Here is a 16,899-nt window from a genome sequence, read left to right on the forward strand (position 1 = left end):
TGCTAATAGGCAACCTTTGGTTTTCAATTGGAAACAATCCATGAGCGAAATGGATGACCTGGCGGCGTTTGCCGTGTTGATCGAAGCCGGCAGTTTCACCGTGGCGTCGGAGCAACTGGGGTGCAGCAAGGGCCAGTTGTCCAAGCGAATCAGCCAGCTCGAAGCGCAGTACGCCGTGGTGCTGTTGCATCGCACCACGCGCAAGCTGAGCCTGACCGCCGCAGGCGCGGCCTTGCTGCCCCAGGCACAGGCGCTGGTGGTACAGGTGGAGCGTGCGCGTCAGGCCTTGGCCCGACTCAAGGATGATTTGGCCGGGCCAGTACGTATGACGGTTCCGGTGTCATTGGGAGAAACCTTCTTCGATGGCTTGTTGCTGGAATTTTCCAAGCACTACCCACAGGTGCAGATCGAGCTGGAGCTCAACAATAGCTATCGGGATCTGGCGCGAGACGGCTTCGATCTGGGCGTACGCTCGGGGGCCATCGAGAATGAGCGCCTGGTGATCAAGCCGCTGCTGGCCTGGCACGAGATGACCTGCGCCAGTCCGGCCTATCTGGAACAGCACGGTGAACCGCTGCACCCGGCGGACCTGGCGGGCCATACCTGTTTGCTCAACAGTCACTACAGCGGCCGCGAGGAGTGGCTGTACCACCAGCAGCATGAGCTGTTGCGGGTGCGGGTCAGTGGCACTTTCGCGTCCAATCACTACAACCTCTTGAAGAAAGCCGCATTGGTGGGCGCCGGTATCGCGCGCCTGCCGTCCTACCTGCTACCAACGGAATTGGCGGAGGGTCGATTGCGCTGGCTGCTGCGCGATTATCAAACGCGCAGCCAGCCGATGTACCTGGTGCATCCCTATCAAGGTGGCCTGCCGCGGCGCACCCAGGTACTGGCCGACTATTTGGTGGACTGGTTCAAGCGCAGCGGCGCGGCCCTGGACCGTCTTCAGCGGGAGTGACGGGCGATCCAGTGGTCGATGGACAGCCGGCCCGGGCCCTTAGCCACCAGCAGCAGTAACAGCGCGATCCAGGTGCCATGGGTCGGGTAGGCGTCCGGATAGACAAACAACTGAATGGTCAGGGTCATGCCGATCAAGGCAAGGGCCGAGAATCGCGTGGCGAATCCCAGCAGGATCAGCAGCGGGAAAAAGTGCTCGGCAAACGCTGCCAGGTGCGCGGCGACTTCGGGTGACAACAGCGGCACGTGGTATTCGCTGCGAAATAACGGCAAGGTCGAGGCGGCCAGTTTGGGGGCGCCGAGTTGGAAGGTGCCGCTGATCAGATCAATGGCAAACCCTTCGACCTTGGTTTGTCCGGATTTCCAGAACACCGCCGCGATAGAGAAGCGCGCGATAAAGGCGATCAGGCTGTAGGGAATTTTTTCAAAAAGTGCGATGGCCTGTTTCAGCAGGCTGGCGGCGGAATTGTTCATGGCGATACCTTGGGTTCCAGGGGTAAATGAGTAATGGCGTCGTGGCTGATCAACAGCGTCAGGCACCGATGCAGATCGAATTCGGAGGAGGCCTGCAAGGCATGCTCCACCGCCATCTCCAGTCCCGCGCCCTGGTTCAGGCAGTTGATAAAGGCCACCGAGCCGCTGTCGATGGCGAAGACCTTGACCGCCAACCCGTGGCGCAACACCAACGCGTTCTGGGCAGGCCATCCGGCCACGCCAGCGAGGTCGCCGTCCGCCTGGTGCGCGGCCCATACCGTCACGACCGCGTAAGGAGAGCTCAAGGTGGCGAGCGATGGATGCAGCGTCAGGCTCAACCGCTCTACGCCTGCTTGACCTTGCAGATGCTGGAGAACAGCGTGCTGGCACAGCGCCGGAATGTCGGGCGCGTGATAAGCACGCACCCGCAGGCGCTCCAGCCGCGCGACATCCGCCAGGTAGGGCACGCTGGCGGCTGGTGCGAATGCCTGGATAAACTCGGCCAATGTGCTGCCGTACGCGTTGATCAGCGGGCTGGTGGGCGGGTTGGCCTGGACGAAAACGCCAGCCATGGCGCGGAAAAACTCCTCGCCCACCAGCTGTAGCGTCACGGGGTAACTGGCCGCCAGGGCATTGATCAACGAGCTGTGGACGTTATTGCGATACACCGCAAAGCGGCTGGCGGGGTCGGCGCCGTTACTGCTGAACACCCCCTCCGGGCAGGAACCGTGCGCCGCGAGCAGGGCGTTGGTGAACGCGTCCTGAAAGCTCATGACATCACCTGCGACAGATACCATTCGGCGTGCCTGGCCTCGGCGTGCAGCGTGCTGAAGCTCGGCACCTGGTTATCCCGTTCGATCAGCGTGGCTACCGGCCCCGTGCGCTTGAGCAGTTGCGCGTATAGCTGCCACACCGCGTCATCGACCGGCGCACCGTGATCATCGATAAGCAGCCTGTCGCCCAGGCTGTCGCTGTCTTCGGCAAACCCGGCCAGATGGATCTCGCCGACTGCGTGCAAAGGTAAGGCATCGATGTAGGCCAGCGGATCGCGCTGATGATTGATGCACGACACGTAGACGTTATTCACGTCCAGCAGCAACCCGCAGCCGGTGCGCCGAATGACGTCGCTGATGAACTCCGCTTCGTCCAGGGTGGAGCGTTGGAACTGCACATAAGTGGATGGGTTTTCCAGCAGCATCGGCCGCTTGAGCGTGCTTTGCACCTGATCTACGTGCGCGCAGACACGCGCCAGGGTTTGTGCATCGTAGGCCAGGGGCAGCAGGTCATTGAGAAACACCGCGCCGTGGCTGGACCAGGCCAGGTGTTCGGAAAATGAGTGGGGTTGATAGCGTTCGATCAGCCCGGCCAACCGTGCCAGGTGCTCAGGGTCGAGCGGACCTTCGCCACCGATGGAGAGGCCCACGCCGTGCAACGACAGTGGGTAGCGTTCGCGGATCAACCCCAGGTAATGGTGAAAAGGGCCGCCGGCGACCATGTAGTTTTCGGCATGCACTTCAAAGAAACCAATGTCTGGTGAAGAGCCGAGCACTTCAGTGAAGTGCTGGGTCTTAAGTCCCAATCCGGCCCGACGCGGCAGGCCGGATGCCTGAGCCTGGGAGACGGCTTGCAGGGATGAAAGGGTCATCATCAGTACTCAGGTCGCGCTGGGCTTCAGGACTTTGCGGTGAAAGCGGCTTCCTGGCCGAAACCGGTCGGCGAGGTAGTGCTTGGGGTTTTCAGGCAGGTACCGGCTGGGACCAGTTTCCAGGCGTTGGCCTGGTCCTTGGTTTTGGACGTACCGGCGCACGAGGTGCCAGCGCCGGCGGCGCAGTCGTTCTTGCCGGCCTCGGCGATGCCGAAGCATTTCTGCATGTCGTCGGCAGCATGGGCGGTGGTGGTCAGGGCGGTCAGGCTCAGGGTCGAACCGAGGGCCAGGAGGAGGGCGGCAGCGGACAGTTTGGTGGTCATGGGGTATCTCCAGCAGTGGTCGAGTTGGCAGGCTTGATTGCCTGCTTGCACCACTAGAGAGAGGGGGACGAACTTCGTTACAAGCCAGCCGGAAAAAAATTTGAGCATCACACAAAGCAAATGTGGGAGGGGGCTTGCTCCCGATAGCAGTGGGTCAGTTGATAAATATACTGACTGACACTCAGCTATCGGGAGCAAGCCCCCTCCCACACTTTAAAGCCGGTTCATCCAGCGACCGTTTTAACCGCCCAGGTAGGCCTCACGCACCTTAGGATCGGTCAGCAATTGCTCGCCGGTGCCCTGCATCACCACCCGGCCGTTTTCCAGCACGTAGGCCCGGTCGGCGATTTTCAGCGCCTGGTTGGCGTTCTGTTCCACCAAAAACACCGTTACCCCGTCCTTGCGCAGTTGCTCGATGATGTCGAAGATCTGCTGGATGATGATCGGTGCCAAGCCCAGGGAAGGCTCGTCCAACAGCAACAGCTTGGGTTTGCTCATCAATGCCCGCCCGATGGCGAGCATTTGCTGCTCGCCGCCGGACATGGTGCCGCCGCGCTGGCTGAAGCGCTCCTTGAGCCGAGGGAACAGGTGCAGCACCTTGTCCATCTGTTCCTGGTAATCGCCCTTGTCGGTAAAGAACCCGCCCATGGCCAGGTTCTCTTCCACGGTCAGGCGCGAAAACACGCGACGGCCTTCCGGTACCACCGCAATGCTCTTGCGCATGATTTCGGCGGAGTGCTTGCCCACCAACTCTTCACCCATGTAGCGGATGCTGCCGCTGTGGGCCTGGGGCGAGCCGCACAGGGTCATCAGCAACGTGGACTTGCCAGCGCCGTTGGCGCCGATCAGGGTCACGATCTCACCCTGACGCACTTCCACGTTGACGCTGTGCAGAGCCTGGATCTTGCCGTAGAAAGTGGAAACGTTTTCGAATTGCAGCATTTTACGCTTCCCCCAGATAGGCTTTGATCACTTCGGGATTGTCGCGGATCTGCTCCGGCGTCCCGTCGGCGAGCGGCGTGCCCTGGTTGATCACCACGATATGGTCGGAAATGCTCATGACCAGTTTCATATCGTGTTCGATCAACAGCACGGTGGCGTTGTTTTCCTCACGCAACACGCCGATCAGCGCCTTGAGGTCTTCGGTTTCCTTGGGGTTCAAGCCCGCCGCCGGTTCGTCGAGCATAAGGATCCGTGGGCGGGTCATCATGCAACGGGCGATTTCCAGGCGACGTTGCTGACCATAGGCCAGGGTGCCGGCCGGGCGGTTGGCGAACTCGGTGAGATTGACCTTGTCCAGCCAATACGCCGCGTACTCCATGGCTTCGCGCTCGCTCTTGCGGAACGCCGGGGTCTTGAACAGGCCTGCGAAGAAGTTGGTGTTCAGGTGACGGTGCTGGGCGATAAGCAGGTTCTCGACCGCTGTCATGTCCTTGAACAAGCGCACGTTCTGGAACGTGCGCACCACGCCCTTGCGGGCGATCTCGTGACCGGCCAGGCCCTGTATCGGCTGGCCGTCCAGCAGGATACTGCCGCCGCTCGGCTTGTAGAAACCGGTGAGGCAGTTGAACACCGTGGTTTTGCCGGCGCCATTGGGGCCGATCAGCGCGACGACCTGCTTCTCTTTGACGGTCAGGGCGACGCCGTTGACCGCGAGCAAGCCGCCAAAGCGCATGCTCAGATTTTCGACTTTCAGGATCTCGCGGCTCATTTGCGCAGCTCCATGTGTGGACGTTGCATGGGCAGCAGGCCTTGAGGGCGCCAGATCATCATCAGCACCATCATGGCGCCGAACATCAACATGCGGTACTCGCTGAACTCTCGCATCATTTCCGGCAGCAGGATCATCACGATCGCGGCCAGAATCACACCCAGTTGCGAGCCCATGCCACCCAGTACCACGATGGCGAGGATGATCGCCGACTCGATGAACGTGAACGACTCCGGGGTCACCAGGCCTTGGCGTGCGGCGAAGAAGCTGCCGGCGAAACCGGCGAATGTTGCCCCAAGGGTGAAGGCCGAAAGTTTGATGACTGTCGGGTTCATGCCCAGTGCACGGCAGGCGATTTCATCTTCGCGCAGCGCTTCCCACGCGCGGCCAATCGGCATGCGCAGCAGGCGGTTGATCACGAACAGTGCCGCCAGTGCCAGCAACAGCGCTACCAGGTACAGGAACACCACTTTGCTCACCGGGTTGTAGGCAATCCCGAAGTACTCGTGGAAAGTCTGCATGCCCTCTGCCGCGGTGCGGTCGAACGACAGCCCGAAGAACGTCGGCTTGGGGATGCTGCTGATGCCGTTGGGGCCGCCGGTGATATCGGTGAGGTTACGCAGGAACAGACGGATGATTTCACCGAAGCCCAGGGTCACGATCGCCAGGTAGTCACCGCGCAAACGCAACACCGGGAAGCCCAGCAGGAAGCCGAACGTGGCCGCCATCAGGCCGGCGAGTGGCAGGCAGACCCAGAAGCTCCAACCCAGGTAGTGCGACAGCAGCGCGTAGGTGTAGGCACCCACCGCATAGAAGCCCACATAACCCAGGTCGAGCAGGCCGGCCAGGCCCACCACAATGTTCAGGCCCAGGCCCAGCAACACGTAGATCAGGATCAGGGTGGCGATGTCGACTGCACCGCGCGAGCCGAAGAACGGCCAGATCAACGCGGCCACGATCAGGCCGATGATGATGTAGCGCTGGGTGCGCGGCAGGGTCAGGAATTGGCTGACCTTGGGCGACACCAACGGCGCACGGTTGCCCTTGAACAGGGCGCCGACCTGCTGGGTGAACAGCACGCGCAGGAACATCAGCACCGAGCACAGGGCGATGATGGTCAGGGTCACGGGGCCGGTGCCATGCACTTCCAGGTTGATGCCGACAATGCTCAGCTTGAGGCCGAGTACCGGGAAGGCCACGGCCCACACCAGCAAGGCGCTGAAAAACGCCGATTTAAGATATCTGCTCATACTTTCTCAACCTCCGGACGGCCCAGGATGCCGGTCGGACGGAACAACAACACCAGGACCAACAAGCCGAACGCCACGACGTCCTTGTACTGGTCACCGAAGATATCGGCGCCAAAGGCTTCGGCCACACCCAGCACCAGCCCACCGAGCATGGCGCCCGGAATACTGCCGATACCGCCCAGCACCGCCGCGGTAAAGGCCTTGAGGCCCACCAGGAAACCGGCGTTGGGGTTGATCACGCCGTACTGCATGCTCAGCAATACGGCCGCGACCGCCGCCAGCGCGGCACCGATCACGAAGGTCAGGGCGATGATGTTATTGGTGTTGATGCCCAACAGGTTGGCCATCTTGATGTCTTCGGCGCAGGCCCGGCAGGCGCGCCCCAGACGAGAGCGGGAAATGAACAGTGTGAGGCCGAGCATCGCCACCAGGGTGACGACAAAGACCAGGATCTGCATGTAGGAAATCAGTACTTCTTGCGCACCACCGGGGCCGAAGGAGAAGCTCCCCGGGATCAGGTTGGGAATGGACTTGTCCTTGGAGTCCTGGGACAGCAATACGGTGTTCTGCAGGAAAATCGACATGCCGATGGCGGAAATCAGCGGGATCAACCGGTTGCTGCCGCGCAAGGGGCGGTAGGCAACGCGCTCGATACTGTAGCCATAGGCACTGGTCACGACGATCGATGCCAGGAACGCAGCGGTCATCAACAGCGGCAGGGAGTGGATACCCATCATGGCCAGCCCGGCAAGGGCGATGAAGGCCACGTAGGAACCAATCATGTACACCTCGCCATGGGCGAAGTTGATCATTCCAATGATGCCGTAAACCATTGTGTAGCCAATGGCTATCAAGGCATAGGTGCTGCCAATGGTCAGGCCATTAACCAGCTGTTGGAAAAAATGATAGATCTCAGGCATTACAGCGCTCCTAAAAACCCGATACGCATTTCACTGGTGGAGTCATGTTCCGGCCCTGCGCTGTGTTCTGTGAGCACATTTGCACAAAGCGTTTGCCAGCGAACCGCTGGTGACGGTTTTAAGATTTTCAGGTGAGCCAGCGCCCGGATCGCGGGTGACATGGCCCATAAACCTCGTAAAACAAAACCCACTGCTTTCACAGTGGGCTTGTTGACCAGTAATGCCTGGCTTACTGAGGGGATACTTCGGTTTTTGGTTTGCCGAAGTGCCATTCGTAGACCACGAATTTGAAGTCCTTCAGGTCGCCCTTGGCGTCGAAGCTCAGCTCGCCGGTCGGGGTCTTGAAGGTACCCGCGTGAATGGCCTCGGCCACCTTGGCGGTGTCTTCGCTCTTCGCGGCTTTGATACCGCCGGCGATCACTTCGATGGCCGAGTAGGCCGGGAACACGAACGGACCGGTTGGGTCCTGCTTGTTCTTGGCGAACTCTTCAACGATGGCTTTGTTGGCCGGGTCGGTGTCGAAGGATTTAGGCAGGGTCACCAGCAGGCCTTCGGAAGCGCCCTGGGCGATTTGCGAGATGGAGTCGTTGCCGACGCCCTCTGGGCCCATGAACTTGGCGTTCAGGCCTTTTTCCTTGGCTTGGCGCAGGATCAGGCCCAGCTCAGGGTGGTAGCCGCCGTAGTAGACGAAGTCGACGTTGGCTTGCTTGAGTTTCTGGATGATCGAGGAGAAGTCCTTGTCGCCGGCGTTCAGGCCTTCGAAGACGGCAACCTTGGTGCCTTTCTTCTCGAGGGTCTGCTTGACGGCGGTGGCGATGCCTTCACCGTATTGCTGCTTGTCGTGCAGTACGGCAACGATCTTCGGCTTGACGTGGTCGGCGATGTAGTTGCCGGCCGCCGGGCCCTGGGCGCTGTCCAGGCCGATGGTGCGGAAGATCAGCTTGTAGCCACGGGCGGTGATCTCGGGGCTGGTGGCAGCCGGGGTAATCATGATGACGCCTTCGTCTTCATAGATATCGGAGGCTGGCTGAGTGGAGCTGGAGCAAAGGTGACCGACCACGAACTTGACGCCGTCGTTGACCACTTTGTTGGCGACGGCAACGGCTTGCTTCGGATCGCACGCGTCGTCGTATTCCTTGGCTTCAAGCATTTTGCCGTCGACGCCGCCCTTGGCGTTGATGTCGGCGATGGCCTGCTTGGCACCCATGAATTGCATGTCGCCATATTGCGTTACAGGCCCGGTCTTGGGGCCGGCGATGCCGATCTTGATGGTGTCGGCTGCGAACGAATGGCCGGCAACCCCAGCCAGGACCATAGCGGCAAACAGTTTGGAAATCTGCTTAGTAGCCTTATTCATAGTGCTCCACTCTTACTGTTGTATTTTTTATAGTTCTAGCGGCCTTGTGAGCTGCAGAACCGGATCAGATATCTCGGATATCCCCCGGCGATGCCCTGGCAACTGTACCGGTACAGTGTAGAGCGCCGGTTGATCGCTTGGAAAGCTGGCTGCTGGGGGCAAAACCGGGTTGTGTCGCTTAAATGAAAGAAAAAGACAGAATTGCGGCGGGGTAATGCCAGCCTTCCGAGCATTCCTTGGCTTTTCCGACACTTTCAATCGCCAGCTTATTTGCTACTGGGTTTTTCCAACTGAGACACGACGTTATGATTGCGCCGATTTTTTACTCAGGTGAACTCCCATGACGCAAGAACCTAGCACCCTCTATGCCAAGCTGCTCGGTGAAACCGCCGAAATTTTCTGGAAGGAGCTCGAACCGTTCTTTGCCAAGGGTGCCCTATTGTGGGTCGACGCCGGCGTGGATTTGATCGAAGCGGCCGAAGCGATGGCCGAAGACAATCGCGACAAAGTCGCTGCCTGGCTGGCTGCGGGGAGTCTTGGCGAAGTGTCTGCGACGCGGACGGTGGACTTGGTCACGCGTGACCCGGGCCTGTGGGCGGTGGTGGTCTCGCCGTGGATTTTGATCCAGGAAAGGGCAGCGTAAGAAACCACTGAGCCAAATGGGTGCACGGCTCGCGCCTGCGCAAGTGTGTAGCGGAGTAACCGCTTCCCCCGTGATGGCACGTTGCCGTAGAGAAAGGTCACAGGTGACGGTGACGTTAACGTCACGGGAACAGTTGGAGCGCTGGCGTAACGGCTGGGAAATTGTTTCAAGGTATTGGCGCCCGACTACTGGCAGCCTGCCACGTCAGCGGATGGGCCTGACGACTGAAGGCGTGCTGATGCACGTCGGGGCAGGTTCCTTTGGCGGCGGGGCGTCTTTATTACCGTCTGCGCTGAATGTGTGGAGCGGGTTGCGTATCTGCATGCCTTGCATGACGCCAATGATGTCGCTGAAGGCCACCGCCGGGCTCAGCAGATAACCCTGAATGAAATCGCAGCCATGCTGCTGCAACAGCTCGAATTGCGCCTGGGTTTCCACCCCTTCGGTCACCACCTCCAAGTGCAACGTATGAGCCATGGCAATGATGGCCTGGACGATTTCGCTGTCGGCGGTGGACCTGGGTATGTCCTGGATAAACGACCGGTCGATCTTCAAGGTGTTGAGCGGCAGGCGCTTGAGGTAGGCCAGGGATGAATAGCCGGTGCCGAAGTCATCGATCGCCAGGGATACGCCCAAGGCGCGGATTTGCCGCAACAGGGCCAGGGTGCTGCTGATATTGCCCATCAATGCGTTTTCGGTGACTTCCAGCTCCAGGCGATTGGCGGCAATGCCGGCAAAGCGCAGGGCCGCTTCGATTTCATCCGCCAGTTCATCACGGGCCAGGTTCAGGGCCGAGCAATTCACGGCCATGGTCAACTCGCTATAGCCGCGATCAGACAACAGGCTCAAGTCATGACAAGCCTGGCGCAATACCCAGTGGTCCAGTTCGGCAATCAAGCCGTTATTCTCGGCAATCCCGATAAACCGGTTCGGCGCCAGCAACCCATATTGTGGGTGCTGCCAGCGCACCAGGGCCTCCAGGCGCGTGACCTTGCCCAGCTTCATGTCGAAGATCGGCTGATAAAACAGCACCAACTCATTGCGCCCGCGCAGGGCCGCGCGCAGTTGCTCTTCAAGTTGCAACTCAAGGAAAGCGCGGGTTTTCAGGTTGGAACTGAAGAAGTGCAAGCTATTGCGCCCAGCATCCTTGGACTGGTAAAGCGCCAGGTCGGCGGTTTTCAGCAGTTCTTCACAGGTTTGGCCATCGTCGGGAAACAGGCTGATACCGATGCTGGTAGTCATGACCATGCGCCGGCCTGCCAACTCGATGGGTTCCTTCATTTTTTGCATGATGCGCTGGGCCAGGTGCCGCGCTTCGTCGCGATGATGGATATTGATCAGAATGCAGAATTCATCCCCGCCAAAACGCGCGACCACGTCGGCATGGCTGCGTACCGAGCCTTTGATATGGCTGGCCAGCACGGAGAGCAATTGGTCACCGGCATCATGCCCAAGGCTGTCGTTGATGCGCTTGAAATGATCGATGTCGAGGAAGATCACCGCCATCATGCCGCGTGTCGCGGTTTTTTCCGCGACCTTTTCCGCGAAGATCTGATTGAAGCCACGCCGGTTGAGCAAGCTGGTCAGCGCGTCGTAATGGGCCGCCTGTTGCAGCGAGGCACGGGCCTGGTCCAGCTCGCTGAGCAGTGCGTTGACCCGGCGCAAATCGCGTTCCTTATGCTGCAGCTTTTTGTCGGCCAACGCTGCGCTGATGCTGCTGCCGACAACCAGCAAGGTGATCGTCGCCACCGACAGGCTCAGTTGCAGCGGATTGTTATTGACGGGCAACGACAGATCCGCGCCGTCCGGTATCAGCATTTGCATGGCCGCCATGCCGGTGAAATGCATGCTCAGGATGCCGGCGCCCAGCACCAGGCTGGCGGCGTATTTGAGCAATTGATGAAACACGCCGGTACCGTCGCGCAGGTAGCTCGACAGCAATAACGCTGCCAGGCTTGCGCCGATGGCAATCGCGACCGAGGCCATGAGCAGCCCGGAGTCGAAGTAGGCCTGGGCCTGGGAGCGCATGGCTGACATGCCGACGTAGTGCATCAGCGCGATACCCAGCCCCATCCACACCGAGGCCAGCAGGTACTGATGGAGCCGCAGGTGCGCATGACCGAGGGTTTGCATGGCGAACAGCGAAGCGATCAGGGCAATCACCAACGAGGCGAAGGTCATGAGCAATTCGTAATGAATGGCGACGGGGGCTTGGAAGGCCAGCATGCTGATGAAGTGGGTCGACCAGATACCGCCCGCCAGGCAACCGGCGCCCAACCAACACCAGCGACGGCGGGCGGTGGGGTCTTCGACATGACCGACGCGCTCGGCCATGTCCAGCGTGCCAAAGCCGGCCGCGCAGGCGACCAGGTACGCCAGCAGCACCAGAAAGGGGTTATGACTGCAATTGAGTAATAAGTGCCCGTTGTCTGGAAGGTCGGTGAAAAAGTGCAGTCCCAGCCATTCCATAGCGTGTCCCGTCATAGTGTCGCGTCATTGCCTCAGGCGATGACCTATGAGGTCGAGTATAGAAGCCTCGCGGGATTTTCCAGGAATAATGGCACTTTGATACAACTCTTTTTGCATGCCAGTCATAGCGTTTGATGCTAAGCGCTGATGGGCAAATCCAGCGCAAAAAGCGGCTCTTCGAGCGGCGCCAGGCCGAAGGCAGCACGGGCAGCATCGCAATCGACGTTCTGCACGCCCTGGCTCCAGGAGGCGTCGAACTCGCGGCAGGGGCTTGAGCGCTGTTCATAAATCGAACAGCGCGTGCCTTTGCCCACTTCACCCTCGAGGCTGCAGCAGCGTGCGGGCTTCTGGTCGGTGCCGATCATCGCCACGCGGGTGGGGTTGATCTGCACCACCAGGTCATCGGGCACGGTGCCGCCCGATGAGGCGCACTCGCCCCAGAAGAAAGACACACGAAAGTATGAACAGCAGGCACCGCAATTCAGACACGGACTGGCTTCGGACATGGGCGTCATCGATTAAGAATAGGTAAGGGGGACTGCGGGAAGGCTCGCCATTCTATCCGGGCGCTGGCCGTTGGGAAGGGGGGCGCACACATATATTTTTTGTAGGGAAAGCCCCGTAATGTCGGGTGAAATCACGTCCTATCAGCTTTACGAATCATTACAGACAAGCGCCGCCAGTCTGACTATGTTGCAGATACCTGAGCAGGATGCAGTGGGCATCGCAGCTCTCATAACAATAAAAGAGACGGACCCATGCAGAACTCGACCCAAGCGGCGAATGCCTGGCGCATTCTGTTCCTGCTGTTCCTCGCCAACCTGTTCAACTTCTTCGACCGGACCATTCCCGCGATCATCATCGAGCCGATCCGCATGGAATGGCACCTGAGCGACTTTCAGCTCGGCATCATCGGTACCTCTTTCACCATCGTCTATGCCATCGCCGGGCTGCCGCTGGGGCGCCTGGCCGACACCGGCTCGCGCAGCAAATTGATGGGCTGGGGCTTGTTTGCCTGGAGCGGGCTGACTGCGCTCAATGGCCTGGCCGGCAGTTTCTGGAGTTTCCTGGTGGTGCGCATGGGCATTGGCATCGGGGAAGCCAGCTATGCCCCCGCCGCCAATTCATTGATTGGCGATCTGTTTCCCGCCCACCGCCGCGCGCGCGCCATGGGCATTTTCATGCTGGGCCTGCCGTTGGGCTTGCTGCTGGCGTTCTTCACCATTGGCTGGATGGTCAAGGCGTTCGACAGCTGGCGTGCGCCGTTCTTTATCGCCGCCGTACCGGGGCTGATCCTCGCGGTATTCATGTTCTACATCAAGGAGCCCAAACGCGGCGCGGCGGAAACGGTGCAAGTGCCCCAGGAACGCGTCGACCGCCCGATCCGCCGCGTACTCGCGGTGCCGACCTTCCTGTGGCTGGTGCTGGCCGGGCTGTGCTTCAACTTCGCCACCTATGCGTGCAACTCGTTCCTGGTGCCGATGCTGCAGCGTTACTTCCTGATGCCGTTGCAGGACGCAGCGGTGGCCACCGGTGTCATCGTCGGCGTGACCGGCCTGGTGGGCCTGACCCTGGGCGGCTGGATTGCCGACAAGATCCATCAGCGGGTCGCCAATGGCCGGCTGCTGTTTGCCGCGTGCAGTCTGATCATCTCCACGCTCACCACCGCCTGGGCATTGCATGCCGGGCGGATCGAGATCGGCGTGTTCGTCGCGCTGTTCAGTGTGGGCTGGTTGTTTGCCTATAACTTCTATACCTGCGTGTACACGGCAATCCAGGACGTGGTTGAACCGCGCCTGCGGGCCACGGCGATGGCGTTGTTCTTTGCCGGCTTGTATCTGCTGGGCGGTGGGATGGGGCCGATTGTGGTGGGCGGGCTGTCTGATCACTTTGCGCATGCGGCGATGTATGCGGCGGGGGCCGAGCAGATGACCGAGGCCTACAAGGCTGTAGGTTTGCACGACGCCATGTACCTGATTCCGGTGGCGTTGTTCCTGACCATGCTGTTTCTGTTCCAGGCGTCGCGCAGTTTTGTGCGCGATGCCAAGCGGATGAAAGAGGGGCTAAGTGCGGTGGAGGTGCCGGCGTTGGCTACGGCTTGAGATCGCGGTGACTCTATCGGGGGCAAGCCCCCTCCCACATTTGAACTGTGAATACATTCGAGTGTGGGAGGGGGCTTGCCCCCGATGAGGCCCTCACAGCCACAGCCATTTGCCAGTGAAAAAAAGGCCCGTATTGCGCGGGCCTCTATTCACCAGGGCAGGGCGGTACTCAACCCGCGACCAACACCCGAATCGCTTCCAGTCGCAACGCCGCCTTGTCGAGCATGGCCAGGCCTTGCTCGCGCTGGTTGCGCAGGGCGACCAGCTCGCTGTCGCGCACGGTCGGGTTGACCGCTTGCAGCGCGGTCAAGCGCGCCAGCTCTTCGTCGGTGTCTGCCGCCAGGCGACGCTTGGCCTCGGCCACACGTTCGGCGTGACGCGGGGCGATTTTCTCTTCGCCGGCATTGATGCGCGGCGTCAATTGGTCGCGCTGGGCCTGCACGAATTTGTTGGCGCTGGCCCGGGGCACGCTTTCCAACTGCTCGTTCAAGGTCACGAACGACACGCGGCCGGACAGGTCATTGCCGTTGGCATCCAGCAGGCAGCGCAGCGCTGCCGGTGGCAGGTAGCGACCCAGTTGCAGCGAGCGCGGGGCAACCACTTCGCTGACATACAGCAGTTCGAGCAATACGGTGCCCGGCTTGAGCGCCTTGTTCTTGATCAGCGCCACGGCGGTGTTGCCCATGGAACCGGACAGCACCAGGTCCATGCCGCCTTGCACCATCGGGTGTTCCCAGGTGATGAACTGCATGTCTTCACGGGACAGCGCCTGGTTACGGTCGTAGGTGATGGTCACGCCTTCGTCGTCGCCCAGGGGGAAGCTGGCGTCGAGCATCTTCTCGCTGGGCTTGAGGATCAGTGCGTTTTCCGAATGGTCTTCGCTGTCGATGCCGAAGGCGTCGAACAGGGTTTCCATATAGATCGGCAGGGCGAACTGGTCGTCTTGCTCGAGGATGTCTTCGACCAGCGCATCGCCTTCACCGGCACCGCCGGAGTTGAGCTCCAGCAAGCGGTCACGACCGGTGTGCAGTTCCTGCTCCAGACGCTCGCGCTCGGTACGGGCTTCGTCGATCAGGGCCTGCCATTCGCCGTCGTCGGCGTTTTCCAGCAGTGGCAGCAGGCGCGGGCCGAACTGATGCTGCAAGGCGTTGCCGGTCGGGCAGGTGTTGAGGAATGCGTTCAGCGCTTCGTGGTACCACTGGAACAGGCGCTCTTGCGGGCTGGTTTCCAGGTACGGCACGTGCAGTTCGATCACGTGTTTCTGGCCGATCCGGTCCAGACGGCCGATGCGCTGTTCCAGCAGGTCGGGGTGCGACGGCAGGTCGAACAGCACCAGGTGGTGGGAGAACTGGAAGTTACGGCCTTCACTGCCGATTTCCGAACAGATCAGCACCTGGGCGCCGAACTCTTCATCCGCGAAGTAGGCCGCGGCGCGGTCGCGCTCGAGGATATTCATGCCTTCGTGGAACACCGTGGCCGGAATGCCGGAACGTACGCGCAGCGCGTCTTCCAGGTCCATGGCGGTTTCGGCGTGGGCGCAGATCACCAGGACCTTGGTGCGCTTGAGCATTTTCAGCTGGTCGATCAGCCACTCCACGCGCGGGTCGAAGCGCCACCAGCGGTTGTCTTCCTCGATGTCCGGCTGCGACTGGAAGCTGACTTCCGGATACAGCTCGGCATGTTCGCCCAGGGGCAACTCCATGTATTCGTCTGGGTTCGGCAGCGGGTAGGCGTGCAGTTTCCGCTCGGGGAAGCCCTGCACGGCGGCGCGGGTGTTGCGAAACAGCACGCGGCCGGTGCCGTGGCGGTCGAGCAGTTCACGCACCAGGCGCGCGCTGGCCTCGCTGTCGCCATCGTTGACGGCGGTGAGCAGGGCTTCGCCTTCATTGCCGAGGAAACCCTGGATGGTTTTGTGCGCGGCGGGCGACAAGCGGCCCTTGTCCAGCAGCTCCTGCACGGCTTCGGCCACCGGGCGGTAGTTCTCGCTTTCGGCGCGGAAGGCGTGCAGGTCGTGGAAACGGTTCGGGTCCAGCAGGCGCAGGCGCGCGAAGTGGCTGTCCTGGCCCAGTTGTTCCGGCGTAGCGGTGAGCAGCAGCACGCCGGGAATCACTTCGGCGAGTTGCTCGACCAGCGAGTACTCGGCGCTGGCTTTTTCTTCGTGCCACACCAGGTGGTGGGCTTCGTCGACCACCAGCAGGTCCCAACCCGCGGCAAACAGCGCGTCCTGGGCCTTCTCGTCGTCCACCAGCCATTCCAGGGCGACCAGCGCTAGCTGAGTGTCTTCGAACGGGTTGGTGGCATCGCTTTCGATAAAGCGCTCTTCGTCGAACAGCGCAACCTGCAGGTTGAAGCGCCGGCGCATTTCCACCAGCCACTGGTGCTGCAGGTTTTCCGGGACCAGGATCAGCACGCGGCTGGCACGGCCCGACAGCAGCTGGCGATGGATCACCAGGCCGGCTTCGATGGTCTTGCCCAGGCCCACTTCGTCGGCCAGCAATACCCGTGGCGCGATACGGTCAGCGACTTCACGGGCGATGTGCAGTTGGTGGGCAATCGGTTGCGCACGCACGCCGCCCAGGCCCCACAGTGCGGACTGCAATTGGCGACTGGTGTGTTCCAGGGTGTGGTAGCGCAGCGAGAACCAGGCCAGCGGGTCGATCTGCCCGGCGAACAGGCGGTCGCTGGCGAGGCGGAACTGGATGAAGTTGGACAGTTGGGTTTCCGGCAGGGTGACCTGTTCGTTCTGCCCGTTGAGGCCGTGGTAAACCAGCAGGCCGTCGACGTCGTCGACTTCCTGCACGGTCATCTTCCAGCCTTCGAAATGGGTGATGCTGTCGCCCGGCGAAAACCTCACGCGGGTGAGGGGCGCATTCCGTAGCGCATACTGGCGGGTGTCGCCAGTGGCCGGATAGAGCACGGTCAACAAGCGGCCGTCCTGTGCCAGAACGGTGCCTAACCCCAGCTCTGCTTCGCTGTCACTAATCCAGCGTTGCCCCGGTTGATACTGCTGCGCCATGCTGCCTGACTCCCGCCGTGAAAAAGCCGACT

The 16,899-nt window shown here is 60.9% G+C and carries 15 protein-coding genes; 3 read left to right on the plus strand and 12 right to left on the minus strand.

All coding sequences use genetic code 11. The annotated features are described in order from the left end of the window. Positions 1-40: 40 nt before the first annotated feature. Positions 41-958 carry a LysR family transcriptional regulator gene (locus C4J85_RS06465; RefSeq protein WP_124409254.1) on the plus strand — a complete coding sequence of 306 codons (918 nt, stop codon included), beginning with the start codon at positions 41-43 and terminating at the stop codon, positions 956-958. Here C4J85_RS06465 and C4J85_RS06470 read toward each other — a convergent pair. The 9 genes from C4J85_RS06470 to C4J85_RS06510 all read right to left on the minus strand — a co-directional run bounded on the left by C4J85_RS06470 (position 946) and on the right by C4J85_RS06510 (position 8,637). After that, the gene (locus tag C4J85_RS06470) at positions 946-1,431 is read right to left on the minus strand and encodes a DoxX family protein (protein WP_124409255.1); all 486 of its coding nucleotides are present in this window, start codon (positions 1,429-1,431) and stop codon (positions 946-948) included. The genes C4J85_RS06465 and C4J85_RS06470 overlap by 13 nt on opposite strands. Next, on the minus strand, positions 1,428-2,204 hold the full coding sequence (locus tag C4J85_RS06475; RefSeq protein ID WP_124409256.1) for a DUF2063 domain-containing protein: 777 nt from the start codon (positions 2,202-2,204) through the stop codon (positions 1,428-1,430). Before C4J85_RS06475 ends, C4J85_RS06470 begins: the two co-directional genes overlap by 4 nt. Continuing rightward, positions 2,201-3,079, minus strand: coding sequence for a DUF692 domain-containing protein (locus C4J85_RS06480; protein ID WP_124409257.1), 879 nt, complete (start codon positions 3,077-3,079; stop codon positions 2,201-2,203). Before C4J85_RS06480 ends, C4J85_RS06475 begins: the two co-directional genes overlap by 4 nt. A gap of 23 nt (positions 3,080-3,102) precedes the next feature. Continuing rightward, positions 3,103-3,399: a DUF2282 domain-containing protein gene (locus tag C4J85_RS06485; protein WP_124366152.1), complete on the minus strand. Its 297-nt coding sequence runs from the start codon at positions 3,397-3,399 to the stop codon at positions 3,103-3,105. Positions 3,400-3,639: 240 nt separating this feature from the next. Next, positions 3,640-4,341 (minus strand): ABC transporter ATP-binding protein, encoded by a 702-nt coding sequence (locus C4J85_RS06490; protein ID WP_065932826.1) that lies wholly within the window; start codon positions 4,339-4,341, stop codon positions 3,640-3,642. 1 nt (position 4,342) lies between these two features. After that, positions 4,343-5,110, minus strand: a complete 768-nt coding sequence (livG, locus tag C4J85_RS06495) for a high-affinity branched-chain amino acid ABC transporter ATP-binding protein LivG (protein ID WP_027604424.1) — start codon at positions 5,108-5,110, stop codon at positions 4,343-4,345. After that, entirely contained in the window at positions 5,107-6,360 is a 1,254-nt protein-coding gene (locus C4J85_RS06500; protein WP_124361657.1) for a high-affinity branched-chain amino acid ABC transporter permease LivM, read from the minus strand. The genes livG and C4J85_RS06500 overlap by 4 nt, the downstream gene beginning before the upstream one ends. Beyond that, positions 6,357-7,280: a high-affinity branched-chain amino acid ABC transporter permease LivH gene (gene livH, locus C4J85_RS06505; protein ID WP_003231100.1), complete on the minus strand. Its 924-nt coding sequence runs from the start codon at positions 7,278-7,280 to the stop codon at positions 6,357-6,359. Before livH ends, C4J85_RS06500 begins: the two co-directional genes overlap by 4 nt. A 229-nt stretch (positions 7,281-7,509) precedes the next feature. After that, the gene (locus C4J85_RS06510; protein ID WP_027604422.1) at positions 7,510-8,637 is read right to left on the minus strand and encodes a branched-chain amino acid ABC transporter substrate-binding protein; all 1,128 of its coding nucleotides are present in this window, start codon (positions 8,635-8,637) and stop codon (positions 7,510-7,512) included. A gap of 340 nt (positions 8,638-8,977) precedes the next feature. Here C4J85_RS06510 and C4J85_RS06520 point away from each other — a divergent pair, with 340 nt between their 5' ends. Further along, a complete protein-coding gene (locus tag C4J85_RS06520) occupies positions 8,978-9,280 on the plus strand; it encodes a DUF2288 domain-containing protein (protein ID WP_124409258.1) in 303 nt (100 codons plus the stop codon). A gap of 204 nt (positions 9,281-9,484) precedes the next feature. Here C4J85_RS06520 and C4J85_RS06525 read toward each other — a convergent pair whose 3' ends face one another. Both C4J85_RS06525 and C4J85_RS06530 read right to left on the minus strand, forming a co-directional pair. Next, positions 9,485-11,749: a bifunctional diguanylate cyclase/phosphodiesterase gene (locus tag C4J85_RS06525; protein WP_124409259.1), complete on the minus strand. Its 2,265-nt coding sequence runs from the start codon at positions 11,747-11,749 to the stop codon at positions 9,485-9,487. A 137-nt stretch (positions 11,750-11,886) separates the two neighbouring features. Beyond that, a complete protein-coding gene (locus tag C4J85_RS06530) occupies positions 11,887-12,255 on the minus strand; it encodes a YkgJ family cysteine cluster protein (protein WP_124366155.1) in 369 nt (122 codons plus the stop codon). Positions 12,256-12,507: 252 nt separating this feature from the next. Here C4J85_RS06530 and C4J85_RS06535 point away from each other — a divergent pair, with 252 nt between their 5' ends. Further along, positions 12,508-13,851: an MFS transporter gene (locus tag C4J85_RS06535; protein ID WP_124366156.1), complete on the plus strand. Its 1,344-nt coding sequence runs from the start codon at positions 12,508-12,510 to the stop codon at positions 13,849-13,851. A 169-nt stretch (positions 13,852-14,020) separates the two neighbouring features. Here C4J85_RS06535 and rapA read toward each other — a convergent pair whose 3' ends face one another. Then, positions 14,021-16,867 carry an RNA polymerase-associated protein RapA gene (rapA, locus tag C4J85_RS06540; RefSeq protein ID WP_124366157.1) on the minus strand — a complete coding sequence of 949 codons (2,847 nt, stop codon included), beginning with the start codon at positions 16,865-16,867 and terminating at the stop codon, positions 14,021-14,023. Positions 16,868-16,899 lie beyond the last annotated feature (32 nt).

The sequence above is a fragment of the Pseudomonas sp. R4-34-07 genome, from assembly GCF_003852375.1.
Lineage (GTDB): Bacteria > Pseudomonadota > Gammaproteobacteria > Pseudomonadales > Pseudomonadaceae > Aquipseudomonas.